Origin of the sequence: Bariatricus sp. HCP28S3_F11, from assembly GCF_052065395.1 — a bacterium.
In the GTDB taxonomy this organism is placed as follows: Bacteria; Bacillota; Clostridia; order Lachnospirales; family Lachnospiraceae; genus Allocoprococcus.
The window spans coordinates 1-14,972 of record NZ_JBQHUC010000020.1 but is presented as its reverse complement, the minus strand read 5'-3'; the positions used below and the strand labels follow the sequence as shown (position 1 = coordinate 14,972).

Below are 14,972 nucleotides of genomic sequence, written 5' to 3'. Positions count from 1 at the left end.
TCTGGTATGAGTGGACACATGAAAAAGAAAATTTCATTTTTATTTGAATATCGTTAAAACAGTCAAAAGGACGCTTGTTTTTCAGAATTTCTGAGAGGTAAGAGTCCTTTTCTTTTATTCAGATTAAATGGAGGATAATTGAGATGACAAAGAAAAGAGTAATGTGTTCATCAAAGGATTACGAGTCGGGTGCCGGTATTGTTCTGGTAAAGGTTTCAGAACTTCATGATTTTAAAGACCATCCTTTTAAGGTGGAGCAAAATCAGAAATTGTTTGAATTACGCCAAAGCATGGAAAAGGAAGGGGTTTTGGTTCCGCTGTTAATCCGCCATAATACGGATGGTGACGGTTATGAAATTATCGCAGGACACAGAAGAAAGGCGGCAGCCATATGGGCAGGTATGGAAGAAGTGCCAGCCATTATCCGTGATTTGGACGATGACCAGTCAATCATTGCGATGGTAGACAGTAATCTCCAAAGAGAAAAAATTCTGCCGAGTGAAAAAGCATTTGCCTATAAGATGCGACTGGAAGCAATGAAACATCAAGGCAGAGTAGATGATATGACTTCGGACCCATTGGGACCGAAGTATATGGAAAACAATCGCAGCAATGAACAGCTTGCCCGGATGGTGGGGGAAAGTGTGACACAGATTAAAAGATATATCCGTCTGACAAAATTGATTCCAAAGATTTTGGATATGGTTGACCGGGAGCTGCTTGCAATTCGTTCAGCGGTGGAAATTTCCTTCCTGACGGAAGCAGAACAGTATGAACTTCATGCTGTGATGGAACTGGAACAGTGTGTCCCAAACATTTCGCAGGCGAACCGGTTAAAGCGGATGAGCCAACAAAAATGTCTTGATATGGATATGATTTACGAAATTTTGGAGGAAATCAAGCCGAACCAGAGGGAACAAATCAAAATCCCACTTGAGCGGATCGGAAAGTATTTCCCGGCAGATTATACGCCGGCTCAACAGGCAGACTTGATTGAAAAGTTACTCAAAGGGTGGGCACAGAAGAATAGGAAAAGTAATGTGCATTAGGTATTATAGAGAAAGACTTTTTCCAATTTTTGGGAGAAAGTTAACGTCAGACGATGGTGACGCAATATATGATTACGAAATGGAGTGTGAAGAAGCTATGGAACTGAATTATAGGAATGTAAACGGATATTTGCTTCCAGAACTGGAGTATAAATCCGGAGAACAGATGACACAACTTGGAAAATATGGATTTCTCCGCAGAGATTATTTGAAAAATCATAAACGGGCGAAATATCAGGTAATGCTTTTACAGGACACAATAGGAGAACATCTTCTGGAGATTGACCAGGCGGCAAGGAAACGGGAAGAGATTATCCTGAGAGAGCTGGAAAAAAGTGATCCATTGCCAGAGAAAGGGGTTGACCAGATGGCTTGGGTAAGGGCTGCTAACAAACACAGAGCAATCGCAGAGGAAATCATTTTAGAAGAACTGATTTACGTTTAATGAAATAATAAATAAACAGAATAAATGAAGGAAAAGGCACAGGTCATGAAAATTGATTTGTGTCTTTTTTCATAAGGAGGTGAGGAGCTTGGCACAGATTTTTCGTGTGGAGAGAACTAAGAATTATACGGTAATGAGTAATCACCATTTCAAGAATAAGAATCTGACATTGAAAGCGAAAGGCTTATTGTCGCTGATGTTAAGCCTACCAGACGATTGGAATTATAACATGCAGGGACTGGCAACATTGAGCAGAGATGGAATTGATTCTGTTCGTTCCGCAATTAAGGAATTAGAGCATCATGGATATGTGGAACGTCACAGATTGCGTAACGAATATGGCTTTTATGGAGATACCGAATATATTATCCGGGAAGTTCCATTAGGAGAAGAAAATGATTGAATGGAGATGAGAAGAGCCTAAAGGTGGATAGTCCAATTTGGGACAAGAATGCAAGTGTAGCCCTGGATCAGACGGAGCAGGCAGAGAACGAAAAGAAGCTCCGCACCATTTATGGTGAAAAGCATAGCCGATTTCAGGAACTGGAGGCACTCATCCAGGAGAAGAATGACACGAGGGAAATCGGCAGACGGTCAGTACATGGTTTTGAAATTCTGGAGCTACGAGACCTTTGATAAGGATGCCGTCAATCAGATGAAAGTTGGAGATGTCCTGCTCCTGCGGGGAGAGCCACGAAGGATTGATGCACTGAAGCGCAGCGAGAACAGCCTCGGGGAAACCACCTGTGCGGATATCAACGGCGACATGGCAGAAGATGGCATCACGCTGGCGGCGGATTTCCTGTATGCCGATCATTCCTCGGTGGCAAATCCCGGAGACCCGGAGCCGGAATGGGCCAGAGGCGATGCTGCTGCCTTCCCGGATTATATCGCAGGCAGAGAGCTGTATGGCAATAATTCCTACGCCCAGATTCGCGGCGGAGAACTTGCTGAGTTGAACATCGAGTAGGTGCCGTAAATAGAAAATGTGATTCAGGTCATCCCCGGAATATCATCTTCTGATCAGATGGTATTCCGGGGATTTTTGCGTTTTGGAATGCGTGCTCACAAAACAACACAACTGCATATCCTGCTGAACAAATGTCTTTGTAACCCCTCATGAATGAGGGGTGGGGCGTTGAAGTGTCGGAGACACTTTTTTGTATCGTTAATATTGAACAACAAGGATGAAAACTTGCTGTGATTCGTTTTCATGACATATTGACTTCCTAACGAATATTAGGTATAATATTCCTAACGACTATTAGGAATATGAAGATTGGAGAAAAGAAATGGAAAAGATAAAAACAAAGGACAGAATTCTTTTCGCAGCGCTTGATTTGTTTTCTGAAAAGGGATATGACCAGACATCCATTGATTTAGTTGCAGAAGCTGTGGGAATAAAAGGTCCATCCATATACGCACATTATAAGGGAAAGGAAGATATTCTCGATTCCCTGATTGCCATGATGGAACATAAATATGACGAGAATTTCGGAAATAGCTCTCATTTGGATAAGATTCCGGAGTCACTGGATGAATTCAAGGAAGATTGTCTGAGACGAGTTGGATTCACAATGAAGGATCCGCAGATACAAAAGGTCAGAAGATTTTGTACAAAGGAGCAGTATAGAAATGAAAAGATTGCGGCACTTACATCAAAGCACCAGCTGACCGGAAATCAGGAAATGTATGCTCTGATGTTAGAAAAAATGATGGAAAAGAATCTGATTCGCAGGTTTGATGCCAATCTGCTTGCTCTGGAAATCGTAGCACCGGTAACAGTGATGATAGAGATTGCAGACCGGGAGCCTGACAGGACGGACGAAATGTGGACGCAGATAGGTGTGCATCTGTCACATTTTGTTGAAATTTATGGGATGAAGTAAGTTGATCGTACAAACCATCACCAGTGAACAGATGAATGACAGAAAATTACGGAATGTGTAAAAGCAAATATAGGCATTGTGTAGATGAAAATGAAAAGATATTATGACACCACTTTATGCAATTTCAGCAGTATGTTTTTGGGTAACCGCACTGTAAAAAAGCAATTTCCCATTTAAGGAAGGAGATGCGTTCATGATTGGAATCTATTTTAGCGGAACTGGAAATACAAAACATTGTGTCGAAAAGTTAGTCAAACTGTTGGACGCGTCTGCTCAGAGTTTTCCGTTAGAACATACAGAGATGATTCAAATATTGACAAAGCATGACATCATTGTGCTGGGCTACCCGACGCAGTTTTCCAATGCCCCTATCATAGTGCGTGATTTTATTAAAAATCATTCTTCTCTATGGAATGGGAAAAAGGTCTTTTGCGTCAATACGATGGGGCTTTTCAGCGGTGATGGAACAGGATGTACGGCTCGAATTTTAAGAAAACGCGGGGTGACAATACTCGGCGGTTTGCAGATCAAAATGCCAGATTCCGTCTGCGACAGCAAACTGCTGAAGAAAACGCCAGAGGAAAACCGGGAGATCGTCCGTCAGGCCGACCAAAAGATAGAAGCTGCCGCACGGCAGATCAAGCAAGGAAACTACCCCCAGGACGGGCTGTCCTTCTTTTCCCACCTGAAGGGACTTTTTGGACAGCGGCTGTGGTTTTACGGCAAGACGGCGGGATACACAGACAAGCTGAAAATCAGCGAAAAATGCGTGGGCTGCGGGCTGTGCGTCTCTTTATGCCCCACGAAAAATCTCTCCCTGCGAGACGGGAAAGCCACCGCGGAAGACCGGTGTACCATGTGTTACCGCTGTATCAGCCGCTGCCCCCAAAAGGCCATCACGCTGCTCGGGGACGAGGTAATAGAGCAGTGCCGGTTTGAAAAATACGGCTCTGAGGAGTGAAAGTGCATGAGGGCGGAAAGCGGCTTATGGATAGAAAAATTGGGATGTCGATGCGTTTTCGGATGAGGGCAATGAAAAGCCGGTGTGTTTGCAATTTCAAGAGACGAGTGGCTCACCGGAGAATCAAAATTTGCGAGGATATGAAAATGGAGTATAGAACACTATCCGTGGATGAAGCAGAACAATTCTGGAGTTTGATGAACCAATTGGATTACTATATGGCAAGGGTAAGATAAATTCTTGTTTACACGACAATGACTTACGATATAAGCAGGTACAGAATAAAATGATAAATGCGCCCCGATGGGCAAGGAAGGAGTATATGAAAATGATCGTTTCGGAAAAAGAGCTTTGTAAATCGAACGAAGCGGACTCATCTTCCTCGGAAAGACTTGGAAAGGCGATAATCGCGCTTCTTGTTATTGCGGCTGTGCTGATTGCGGCCCTTGCGGGAGCGTGGACCATGTTCGGCACCCAGCTCACGGCGGCCATGACCATCGAGAAGCTGGATGATCATCTGTGGAGTATGGAATATAAGGGAGACTATGGCTTCGATGGCTTTCTGGAGCAGGGCGGGGCAAAAAGCGACGCCGAGATGGGAGACTACATCGCCTCATTCCTCTCTCACGGCTTCTGGAAGCCGGACACCTCCACCGCCGGGGAAAACTACGGCTGCTCCACCGTCGCGGTGACAAGTCCCGACGGTGCGGCCCTCTTTGGCCGCAACTTCGACTGGGAAGAATGTGACAAAATGCTGGTACATACCATCCCCAAGAATGGCTATGAGTCCATCGCCACCTGCAATTTGGACTTCCTGGGCTTTGGGGAGGACTGGAAGCCCGATGGAAGCATGGGCGATAAGTTCATGGCGCTGGCTTCCGTCTACGCTATCCTGGACGGCATGAACGAAAAGGGCCTGTGCGTGGCTGATCTCATGGTGAGCCACGAGGAGGGTGTCGACCAGAATACCGATAAGCCCGACATTACCATTGCCTCCGGTCTGCGGCTGCTGCTGGACAAGCTGGGCATTGACAAGGTGCACCTTCTGGCCACATCGGCAGGCGGCAGCGTCGCGATCCGATTTGCCCTTGATTATCCCCAGCGCACGAAGGGTCTGATTTTATACTGCTCCGCCATGCCGCCTGTGGAGAAGCCGGAGAAATATGCCGAATATGCCGGACCGCCCCCGTTCCTGTGCAACGATTACGTCATGTTCCTGTTAAGCCCTATGTTTGAGCCGATCATGGGGATGGAGCAGTCCACCATTTACAGTATGCTACCCATAAACGACAGAAAAGTCGGCGTGATACTGGACGCTTCCGTTACCAACCCCGATATGGCGAGGGACTTTGGGGAGTATCCGATTGAGGATTTACAGGTCCCCACGCTGATTTTCCACGCAAAGGACGATAAGCTGGCAAGCTACATCGAAACGGAGAGGGAGGTAGCAAGATTCCCAAATTGCACGTTCATTTCCTTTGAAAGTGGCGGGCATTTGCTGACAGGACACGCAGAGGAAATCAAAGAAGCGGTTTCCGATTTTGTGGAAGACAGATCGCATTGACAGAACTTCTTTTGGCACATTGCCGGGGAATGGGACAGGAGGCTCAAAATGAAAATGAAACGGAAAGACAGAATCGTACTGAAAACCGCCGGGGCAATGCTTGTGCTGCTGTTGTTCTTTTTCGCGCAAGGAGCAATCGTGGTGATCACGGGAATAGAGGGCATTCCCTCCGCGCTGATCAGGGGTGCTGTAATCTGGGGGCTTGTGATTATCACATTGGCGAATTCCATCATCCGATACAAAGGAATCTTAAAGCTGGGATTTCGCAGTGCGGAAAAAGGGGCAGCGAAGAGAATGCTCTATTTTTCGCCGCTTTTGCTCATTGCCCTTTCCCCTTTTACGGCGGGAATAAACTTTAACGGTGGTGCGGCATTGATTTTAGCAAACTTGTTTTTGACGCTTGGAATCGGTATGGCGGAGGAAATCTTCTTTCGGGGCATCATCTGCGGCCTGTGGTTGGAGCGCGGCGTACCGGGAATACAAGCGGCATACATTCCGCTATCTTGGGCGGCGATAAAGGATGGTGTATAACCATATTGATTGGACAGATTTTGTTGTAGAGTAAAGGCAACACCTCACAAAGCCGTCAGGCGGTCTTTGCGCAGTGGTGCCTTAAAAGAAAAAGGGAGTGAAAATTTATGCGTGACTTTATGATGGCGGCGCTGCCGCTGGTGGTGGCCGGGATCGCTTGGCTGTGTTCTTCGCCGGACTGGCAGAAAAGAAAAAGAAGCAGGAAAAGAAAAACGGCTATGAGGCCATGGGGATGAGCCTGGGGATGTGCTTCGGGGCCGCCGTTGGCACCATTTTCCCGGAGTACATCGGCGTCACCCTGTCTATGGGGATGCTCGTCGGACTGCTGGTCGGTATGTGCGTAAAAAAATTGTGAGGAGGATACCAATGAATTTTTGCCAAAAGGAGGATTGGAGCGCAGCCGTATGGGTTCTTTGCTGAAATCAACGAGGAATACGAGAGCGCTGCCCACGGGAACCTTGCGGTATATCAGAAGCGATTATCCGGGGTGCCTTTCGGATGAAGAAGTCAGCTGGCTGCGAAAAAATGGCGTTACTACAATCATTGACCTGCGAGATAAGACTGAATATGCAGAAAAGCCGTGCAGACTGGAGACGGAAAGCGGGTTTACCTACTATCATCTGCCTGTTACCGGGGGCGGAGCCGTACCAGAATCTCCGGATTCTGTTGCCGATGCTTATGTCAAGATGATAGATGGACAGATGGAGCGGATCATTTGTGCCATTGTGAAGGCGGAAAGCAATGTGCTGTACTTTTGCGGCGCGGGAAAAGACAGAACCGGCGTGGTTTCCGCGATCCTGCTGAAACAGCTCGGATTCAGCGACAGCGTGATCATCGAGGATTACATGAAAACGAAGGACAACCTGTTGGACTTCCTGAAAGCGTTCGCTGCGGAGCATCCGGAGGTAAACATTCATACCATTCTCCCAAGAGAGGAGAATATAAAAAAGGTTTTGGCTGCCCTTTCCCAAATCGAGGAGAAAGCGCAAAGCGTTTTTACCGGAGAAGCGGATATATAGAAACGAAATATCGGATCAAACCTGGAGGTATATAAGTGAGTATGGAGAAAAATGCACCGTTTATGATTACGCAGGCGCGGCCGGAGGACGCCGCCGCCCTGCTGGACTATTTGAAATGCGTCGGCGGAGAGACGGACAATCTCAGCTTCGGCCCGGAGGGCGTACCGCTGGATGTAGAGGCGGAAACGCAGTATCTGGCCGCGCAGGTCGCTTCAAAGGACAATGTGCAGTATCTTGCCTGGGCGGACGGTCAAATCATCGGAGATGCCAGTTTGAACCGCAAGCCGAGGCGCATGAGCCATCGGGGCGAGTTCGGGATCAGCGTGCGAAAAGCCTATTGGGGTTACGGGGCCGCCTCCGCGCTCATGGAAGCCGTTCTTGCGTTTGCTGTGGAAAACGGCTTTGAGCAGATCAATCTGGAGGTTCGAAGCGACAATCTCCGCGCCATCCGGCTCTATGAGAAGTTCGGCTTCCGCAAGCTGTGTACCTTCCCGGCCTTCTTTAAGCTGAACGGGCAGTACATTGACTTTGATCTGATGAACCGGGACATGCGCTAAGCAGTCATGAGTAAGATTTTTTGAAAGAGGAGAAAATGAAATGAAAAAAATATTGAATAAACTTTTCATCATAGCAAGTTTAGGTTTGATCGCAGCGGGTGCAATCTTTCTGTGCGTCAGCATTTTTGACGGAAATGAGACCACGACACCATTGGCAATCGCATTGGCGTGCATATTGCTGTCAAACCTTTTTAATGTGATTCGGATGAATATGGATAAGAAATAGCAACTTGATCATGTTCAATCAAACCAAATCTGAATCCTGAAAGGAAACCATTGTGAAACAGCAAAAATTTTTCGTTATTGTTATAACCGTCTGTGCCCTCCTGCTATCTCTGGCCGGGTGCGCATCCAGCTCCGCCTTTGACGGCAGCAGCGCAAAGAACGCGGATTCCTACCACTTGGATGTCAAAATCATGAACGGCACGGACACCCACACCCTGGAGCTGAAGCAGGGTGATACGCTCAAGATTTTATTCGAGACGGTGAAAGGGGCGCTGGAGATGAAGATTACGTCACCGGACGGAACATCGCTCTATCAGGGAGACGGAACCGTGACGGAATTTACCGTGGAGGCTCCTGTGGACGGTCCCTACGCAATCGTCGTTGCGGGGCAGAATGCAAAGGGCAGGATCCACGTTGATGTGGAAAAAGTGCCTGCGAGTACGGAACCGGCGGAGACACCGGAGCCGTCGAATTCCGCTGTGGAAGAAGAAATCCTTCCCGCTGAGGCTCCTACCAGGGAAACGACGGACACCTCCGTTTCCATCGCGCCACCGGTGCAGGAGCATAATAATCCGGATGCCGTGACAGCGGAACCGGTACATATTCGCTGAGTGGCGATATTCTCTCCGCCGACATGACCAATGACTTTGACCAAAGCTCCATGAAAATGGAGTTTACGACTGGGAAAACGGATGACGGGACTTCCCTGTACACAGAATATAAGGGGCTCTTGCTTTGCTGGTCGCAGGGCGAGGGCGAAACAGGAAAGGGTGGAGATGATGAAGCTGAGTCGGGTTATCCGGGAGCGGATGTGGTAGAGCTTGTGAATCTCCGCGGCGACACGACAACGGTATATAAATTAGCGGACGGCACCTATATGGAGCGTATTGAACGCCGTTTTATCTATAACGGTACGGATACTTGGACTGACGAGGACGGAGTGGAGTGGAAATTGTTAGTTTTGAAAATGTAAATATCACATATCCTGAACATACACATATTGAGCTGTGTGTGATATCAGGTGTCAGATTTTTCGAAATTATAAGCGTGAAAAGATGAGAGGAGTTGGTTGATGGATGAAAAAAGATCATGCAAAAAAGCGATATATTGGAAAGATAATCGTGGCGTTTCTATTTGGAGCTGCAATCATGGCATTCATAAGATATATATCTTATGGGGGCATGAACTCCGGAACACAGGTAAATAATGAAGAATTTCTGAAAGCTGCAGAGGAAATCGATGATATTGCGATACCGGAAAATGTAAAGATATTCGCTCTTGGAGAGGCGACCCACGGAAATAAAGAATTTCAGGAATTAAAGCTTGATATGTTTAGAAAAATGGTAGAGGAATATAACTGTAAGGCCTTTGCCTTAGAAGCAGATTATGGTGGATGCTTATTGGTAAATCAATATATACACGGTGAGGGGAAAAATACGGAAGATGATGCAGTGGAAGCACTTGCTTTTCATATTTACCAGACGGATGAAATGAGGGCATTGATTCGCTATATGGCAGATTATAATAAACACGCAAAACCGGAAGAGATGTTAAGCTTTTATGGGTTTGATATGCAAAACTCCGACTTGGATCAAAAATGTGTAGATGAAGCATTTTCAGAACTTAAGATGCAGTATACCGATATGGAAGATGCTGCGGAAACTTTAAAGAATATACCAGGGATGGAAATGTATGCGCAGGCAGCGAGATGTTATCTGCAAAATCAGGAGCTTAGTAATGCGTCAAATGTAGATTATGCAAAAATAAGGGATCATTATATGGCTGAAAACATCGACTGGATTTATGAGCATGTTCAGAAAGCAAACGAATCTATGCTTATGATTTCGGGGCATAACGGACATGTGGCAAAGAAGAGTACATATACTACATTCATGGGTGAAGAACTGTTTGAAAAATATGGTGATGATTATTTTGTCATTGGCACAGATTTTTACAAAACAGAATGCAATTTGCCTGGAAAAAATGGAAAAAGAATTACGCGAAAATTTTATTCTGCTGATCCTTTGGCAAATACAGCGTATGCCCTTGGGATGGATATGACGTATCTTGATTTTGATAAACTGCAAAAATCAGAAAAAATAAAGAAAATTATCAATCAGAGTATGCTGATGGGATCACTCGGAGAGGGTTATAGCTTTTTGAATAAGATCTTACCAAATAGCTATAGAATCAATGATGTCCCAGCAGAATTATATGACGGAATGATTATTGTGATAAATGCGACACCAACAGATATAAAGCATTAATGAAAAAATATGGAGGGAGGAACAAATGATGATATGATACAGAAAAGGTTTGGCTTGGATATTCCGGTTTTTGTTATTTTGCAGGAAAAGTTAGAAGATATATTAAGCAAGGCTCCCGATTGGTGGGGAACATCTGACAAAGATATATACGATAATCTAATTTTTGTGATGTCTCTTGCTACCGCTGAAATCATTGCGGAGAAAATTGGAGAACCGACAAAAGAATTGGAACAGAAACTTTGAATTTGTGGAGGAAACAAACATGGAAGATAATAAATCAATGACTGTCAAGAAAACGGTAAAATCAGGAATAACTTTTGGAAGTGCATTAGCTATGGTTATTAGTTATACAACGTGGAAGTCTGTCGGCTGGGCGATTTTTCATGGATTACTTAGTTGGGTGTATGTCATATATTTCCTTTTGCGCTATTAAATCGGGATTTCAGGAGGTGTTTTTATGCCACAAATGAATAAGGGAGGAAAATTTATTTTCGGGAAATCACTCATTCGGACGGATGGAACATTGCGGATTCCACCGCAGGCAATGGAAGAATATCACATTGCAGATGAAGGAAAAGCATATCTTTTTACCGGAAGTAAGATTACCGGTGGCTTCTGCGTCACCCGGAAAGGCCTTTTGCATCCGTCAAAACTTGGTCACATTTTGGACGATACTCCACCGTTGCTTGACTACTCAGCAGGTTCTGGCGAATTTATCAAATACAAGGGGCGTTCCTACTGCTGGGTAGAGATTTCACAGGAGGGGCAAATTCTTCTTACGAAGAAAATGATGGATTTTTTGAAGGTGAGACCCGGAATGGAGTTGCTCTCTATCCGCAGTAGCGACATCGCGTTTACGATGGGAGCTAAAGGACCGCTATTGGAAAAAGCAGAAAACTATGATGGTGAAATTCCGCTTTTTTAAGTGTAACAATTTGAATTTGTGGAGGATAACTATTGTGGATAAAGCAGTTATTTATATACATGGAAAAGGTGGTAATGCTGAAGAAGCTATTCATTACAAACCGCTCTTTAGTAATTGTGATGTGATTGGTCTCGACTATACTGCACAGTTTCCATGGGAAGCAAAAGAAGAATTTCCATTACTTTTTAATTCAATTTATAGAAACTACAAGACTGTTGAAGTAATTGCCAATAGCATTGGAGCGTATTTTACTATCAATGCCTTATCAAATCAGCAAATAGAGAAAGCATATTTTATTTCGCCCGTTGTAGATATGGAAAGGCTTATTGCTGATATGATGATTTGGGCAAATGTTACAGAGGATGAACTCAAAGAGAAAAAAGAAATTCAGACAACCTTTGGAGAGACTCTTTCATGGGATTATTTTTGCTATGCAAGAGAAAATCCTATTATATGGGAAATCCCAACGCACATTTTGTATGGTGAAAAAGATAATCTTACCGCTTATGGAACGATATTTGAATTTGTACAGAGGACTAATTCAACACTTTCTATTATGAAAAATGGAGAGCATTGGTTTCATACGGATGAACAAATGAAATTTCTTGATGAATGGATAATAAAATCTTCCAAATAAATTCAAGTTTACAGAACTGAATCAAAAGAGCTCGAAGGAGCTCTTTTTCCTTTTTTATAATAGTATCATTATGATATTGGGGTCAAAAGCCCCTCTATAGTACCTTGAAAAGTTCATATATTTTGCAGTAAATACAAGCCTAAATGGTTTACTTGCTGTATAATAGAGATATCTTAGGAAGGAAGGTAATCTCTATGTCATTCAAAGAAAACGCTTACCAGCAAATGTCTTTTACAGATAGTTTTTCCGGATTAACTGCCAGGGAACAGAAAGCACTGGAAAAATCCTGGGCAAAAGTTTTTGCCGATGAAATATTTCCTGCCATTGATGAAAAGCGTTTTTCTGTCTTATACAGTGATAAGGCATCCAGACCGAATACTCCGGTCAACGTGATTGTTGGTGCGCTCATCATCAAAGAGCTTTTTGATTATTCCGATGATGAGATGGTTGAAAATCTTATGCTGGATTTTCGAATTCAGTACGCACTGCATACAACAGGTTTTGAAGAACAGCCTTTGAGTGACAAGACATTGAGCCGTTTCCGCAAGAGGTGTTATGATTATGAAACTCTTCACAACAAAGATCTCTACCACGATTGTGTGAAAGATCTAAGTGCTTCCATTGCAAAACTGATGGGAATCAGCGGTAAAGTCAGGCGTATGGATTCCATGATGATTGAATCCAACATCCGCAAACTCAGTCGGATGGAACTGATATACACCTGCATCGCGAAGCTGGCGGTGTATGTGAATAAAATCAATGGTTCCGCTTTGTCTGACGATTTAAAACACTATATCGATCCTAACGATTTTAACAGAGTGATTTATCGTCAGCGCAGTACCAATGCAGATGATCGTATAAAGCAACTCTTAACGGATGCAGATAAACTCCTTGCCTTGTGTGAGTCTGATTACAATGATTCAACAGAGTATGATCTGTTTGTTAGATGCCTTTCAGAACAAACCATTGTTAAAAATGAAAAGCGCAGACTCCGGACAAAAGAAGACGGCGGCATGAAATCATCCATGATGCAAAATCCTTCTGATCCGGAAGCTACATTCCGAAGCAAGGCAGGAAAAGAGCATCGGGGATATGTAGCCAATCTTGAGGAATCCGTTGGAGCCAATGGTTCTGTTGTAACAGAGTATCAGTATGAGCAAAACAACCACAGTGACAGTCAGTTTATCCAAGAACACCTTGAGCAGATGAGTAAACAGGAAGAACGGACTGTTATAGTCGCAGATGGAGCATACAGCGGAACAGAAAACACACAACTTGCAGCTGATAAAAACGTAGAACTGATTACCACAAGCCTGACAGGGAAACCAGCTCCGGATATCCTTGCTGATTTTGAATTTAACGAAGAGGGAACAAAAGTCCTCCGATGTCCAGCCGGCCATTCACCGAAAAGCTGTTCTTATATGAAACAAAGCAATCAGTGTGCCGTTTCCTTTCTGCATGAGCAGTGTGTAGGCTGTCCGTATCAGGATCAATGCAAGCCGAAGATTTATAAGCGGGTTGCAAAAATAGTAACATCCAAAGCAGCTCATGAACGTGCAAAAATCCAGAGGAACATGAGCAGCGAAGAATTCAAAAATTATGCAAGGCTCCGTAATGGAGTGGAAAATGTTCCGTCAAATATCCGAAAGAATTACCATTTGGAAAAGATGCCTCGTGGAAAACAGCGTGGCAAGTTCTTTTTTGGTTCCAAAATAGCAGCGTTGAATTTCCGAAAACTCTTCAATTATGTGAAGGGTCTGGGAAACTATGCCCAAAATCCGGTACTTGCATAAAACAAGGGAGGGGATATCCAGCATATATCCCAAAAAGTCCGGCGATATACTACAAAATATGAATTTTTCAAGGTACTATAGGAATAGGGGCAAATTTGTTTATGGTTTTGACCCCAATATCATCATTATGGTATAATAGAGGCATTAAAATCGGAAGTTGGAGGATACACGCATGAAAATTGTAATCATTAATGGAAGTGCCAGAAAAGGAAATACGCTGGCAGCAATCAATGCATTTATAAAAGGAGCGTCAGAAAAGAATAAAATTGAAATCATTGAACCCGACAAACTCAACATTGCACCATGCAAGGGATGTGGTGTCTGTCAATGCTCTAAGGGATGCGTCGATAAGGACGATACAAATTCTACCATTGATAAAATTGCTGCCGCAGATATGATTCTTTTTGCTACACCAGTTTATTGGTGGGGAATGTCAGCACAATTGAAACTTATCATTGATAAGTGCTACTGCCGTGGATTGCAGTTAAAAAACAAAAAAGTTGGCACAATTGTTGTAGGTGGTTCTCCCGTAGGCAGCATCCAGTATGAGCTGATTGATAAGCAGTTTGACTGTATGGCAAAATATCTTTCATGGGATATGCTTTTCAAAAAATCATATTATGCAACAGCCAGAGATGAACTTGAAAAAAATAAGGATTCCATGAACGAACTTGAGTGGATTGGAAAAAATTTATAAAGCACACACCAAATTCCAGTCTTGCACTCTGTTGATGTGCTGATTTTTCTGCACTATACTCCTTCAAAAAGGGGTGTGTTTTTATGGGTAAAGAAATCTATAACATTATCAATGATATGGCAGAGGTACTAAATGCATCACAGATGCAGAAATTGCAAGAAGTTTTAATAAATCGTTTGTCAGAGAATAATACAGTTGACTATTTACAAACCGGTAATGAGGAATTTCTTGATATGTTTTTAACAAGATATAGCAAGAATTCTCCCACCTCTTTAGGTGGCGAGATGAATTGCAAAAAAATACGAGAGAACACTTGTTCTAATGTGCCGGATGTGGTACAATATAATCAGTCGAATAAAAGAAAGGATTGATTATAATATGGATTTGGATAATAATGCACATTCAGTATTTTT

Annotated in this window: 23 protein-coding genes; all 23 read left to right on the top strand. The window is 43.8% G+C overall.

All coding sequences use genetic code 11. The features are described 5' to 3' along the window. Window positions 1–143: 143 nt before the first annotated feature. The 23 genes from ACTNBR_RS10285 to ACTNBR_RS10175 all read left to right on the top strand — a co-directional run bounded on the left by ACTNBR_RS10285 (window position 144) and on the right by ACTNBR_RS10175 (window position 14,930). A complete protein-coding gene (locus ACTNBR_RS10285; protein ID WP_441018198.1) occupies window positions 144–1,049 on the top strand; it encodes a ParB/RepB/Spo0J family partition protein in 906 nt (301 codons plus the stop codon). Window positions 1,050–1,146: 97 nt separating this feature from the next. Further along, window positions 1,147–1,494: a TnpV protein gene (locus tag ACTNBR_RS10280; RefSeq protein WP_291805709.1), complete on the top strand. Its 348-nt coding sequence runs from the start codon at window positions 1,147–1,149 to the stop codon at window positions 1,492–1,494. Window positions 1,495–1,582: 88 nt separating this feature from the next. Next, the gene (locus ACTNBR_RS10275; protein WP_055260427.1) at window positions 1,583–1,897 is read left to right on the top strand and encodes a helix-turn-helix domain-containing protein; all 315 of its coding nucleotides are present in this window, start codon (window positions 1,583–1,585) and stop codon (window positions 1,895–1,897) included. Next, a complete protein-coding gene (locus ACTNBR_RS10270; RefSeq protein ID WP_441018196.1) occupies window positions 1,894–2,130 on the top strand; it encodes a hypothetical protein in 237 nt (78 codons plus the stop codon). The genes ACTNBR_RS10275 and ACTNBR_RS10270 overlap by 4 nt, the downstream gene beginning before the upstream one ends. Further along, window positions 2,063–2,464: a hypothetical protein gene (locus ACTNBR_RS10265; RefSeq protein ID WP_441018194.1), complete on the top strand. Its 402-nt coding sequence runs from the start codon at window positions 2,063–2,065 to the stop codon at window positions 2,462–2,464. The genes ACTNBR_RS10270 and ACTNBR_RS10265 overlap by 68 nt, the downstream gene beginning before the upstream one ends. 322 nt (window positions 2,465–2,786) lie before the next feature. Continuing rightward, window positions 2,787–3,383 (top strand): TetR/AcrR family transcriptional regulator, encoded by a 597-nt coding sequence (locus ACTNBR_RS10260; RefSeq protein WP_154431767.1) that lies wholly within the window; start codon window positions 2,787–2,789, stop codon window positions 3,381–3,383. Between the two features lie 193 nt (window positions 3,384–3,576). Beyond that, entirely contained in the window at window positions 3,577–4,344 is a 768-nt protein-coding gene (locus ACTNBR_RS10255; RefSeq protein ID WP_427819974.1) for an EFR1 family ferrodoxin, read from the top strand. A gap of 322 nt (window positions 4,345–4,666) precedes the next feature. Continuing rightward, a complete protein-coding gene (locus tag ACTNBR_RS10250) occupies window positions 4,667–5,908 on the top strand; it encodes an alpha/beta fold hydrolase (protein ID WP_441018192.1) in 1,242 nt (413 codons plus the stop codon). Window positions 5,909–5,956: 48 nt separating this feature from the next. Next, a complete protein-coding gene (locus tag ACTNBR_RS10245; RefSeq protein ID WP_427819979.1) occupies window positions 5,957–6,439 on the top strand; it encodes a hypothetical protein in 483 nt (160 codons plus the stop codon). A gap of 157 nt (window positions 6,440–6,596) precedes the next feature. Then, on the top strand, window positions 6,597–6,794 hold the full coding sequence (locus ACTNBR_RS10240; protein WP_441018190.1) for a hypothetical protein: 198 nt from the start codon (window positions 6,597–6,599) through the stop codon (window positions 6,792–6,794). A 19-nt stretch (window positions 6,795–6,813) separates the two neighbouring features. Next, window positions 6,814–7,458: a tyrosine-protein phosphatase gene (locus ACTNBR_RS10235; RefSeq protein WP_441018188.1), complete on the top strand. Its 645-nt coding sequence runs from the start codon at window positions 6,814–6,816 to the stop codon at window positions 7,456–7,458. Window positions 7,459–7,499: 41 nt separating this feature from the next. Further along, the gene (locus ACTNBR_RS10230; protein ID WP_427819996.1) at window positions 7,500–8,015 is read left to right on the top strand and encodes a GNAT family N-acetyltransferase; all 516 of its coding nucleotides are present in this window, start codon (window positions 7,500–7,502) and stop codon (window positions 8,013–8,015) included. 40 nt (window positions 8,016–8,055) lie between these two features. Continuing rightward, complete coding sequence (locus ACTNBR_RS10225) at window positions 8,056–8,241, top strand: hypothetical protein (RefSeq protein ID WP_427806826.1); 186 nt, start codon at window positions 8,056–8,058, stop codon at window positions 8,239–8,241. A gap of 52 nt (window positions 8,242–8,293) precedes the next feature. Continuing rightward, window positions 8,294–8,851, top strand: coding sequence for a hypothetical protein (locus ACTNBR_RS10220; protein WP_441018186.1), 558 nt, complete (start codon window positions 8,294–8,296; stop codon window positions 8,849–8,851). A 56-nt stretch (window positions 8,852–8,907) separates the two neighbouring features. Beyond that, entirely contained in the window at window positions 8,908–9,213 is a 306-nt protein-coding gene (locus tag ACTNBR_RS10215; RefSeq protein ID WP_441042704.1) for a hypothetical protein, read from the top strand. 103 nt (window positions 9,214–9,316) lie between these two features. Then, window positions 9,317–10,507: an erythromycin esterase family protein gene (locus tag ACTNBR_RS10210; protein ID WP_441018182.1), complete on the top strand. Its 1,191-nt coding sequence runs from the start codon at window positions 9,317–9,319 to the stop codon at window positions 10,505–10,507. Window positions 10,508–10,540: 33 nt separating this feature from the next. Then, on the top strand, window positions 10,541–10,750 hold the full coding sequence (locus ACTNBR_RS10205) for a DUF1697 domain-containing protein (protein WP_427819986.1): 210 nt from the start codon (window positions 10,541–10,543) through the stop codon (window positions 10,748–10,750). A gap of 19 nt (window positions 10,751–10,769) precedes the next feature. Then, a complete protein-coding gene (locus ACTNBR_RS10200; RefSeq protein WP_015535374.1) occupies window positions 10,770–10,940 on the top strand; it encodes a hypothetical protein in 171 nt (56 codons plus the stop codon). 24 nt (window positions 10,941–10,964) lie between these two features. Then, window positions 10,965–11,432: a hypothetical protein gene (locus tag ACTNBR_RS10195; protein ID WP_427806821.1), complete on the top strand. Its 468-nt coding sequence runs from the start codon at window positions 10,965–10,967 to the stop codon at window positions 11,430–11,432. A gap of 34 nt (window positions 11,433–11,466) precedes the next feature. Beyond that, window positions 11,467–12,069 (top strand): alpha/beta hydrolase, encoded by a 603-nt coding sequence (locus tag ACTNBR_RS10190; protein WP_441018180.1) that lies wholly within the window; start codon window positions 11,467–11,469, stop codon window positions 12,067–12,069. Window positions 12,070–12,263: 194 nt separating this feature from the next. Further along, window positions 12,264–13,862, top strand: a complete 1,599-nt coding sequence (locus tag ACTNBR_RS10185) for a transposase (RefSeq protein ID WP_441042703.1) — start codon at window positions 12,264–12,266, stop codon at window positions 13,860–13,862. A gap of 172 nt (window positions 13,863–14,034) precedes the next feature. Further along, window positions 14,035–14,559 carry a flavodoxin family protein gene (locus ACTNBR_RS10180; RefSeq protein ID WP_055176454.1) on the top strand — a complete coding sequence of 175 codons (525 nt, stop codon included), beginning with the start codon at window positions 14,035–14,037 and terminating at the stop codon, window positions 14,557–14,559. 83 nt (window positions 14,560–14,642) lie between these two features. Further along, window positions 14,643–14,930, top strand: a complete 288-nt coding sequence (locus tag ACTNBR_RS10175) for a hypothetical protein (protein ID WP_441019260.1) — start codon at window positions 14,643–14,645, stop codon at window positions 14,928–14,930. Window positions 14,931–14,972: the final 42 nt, after the last annotated feature.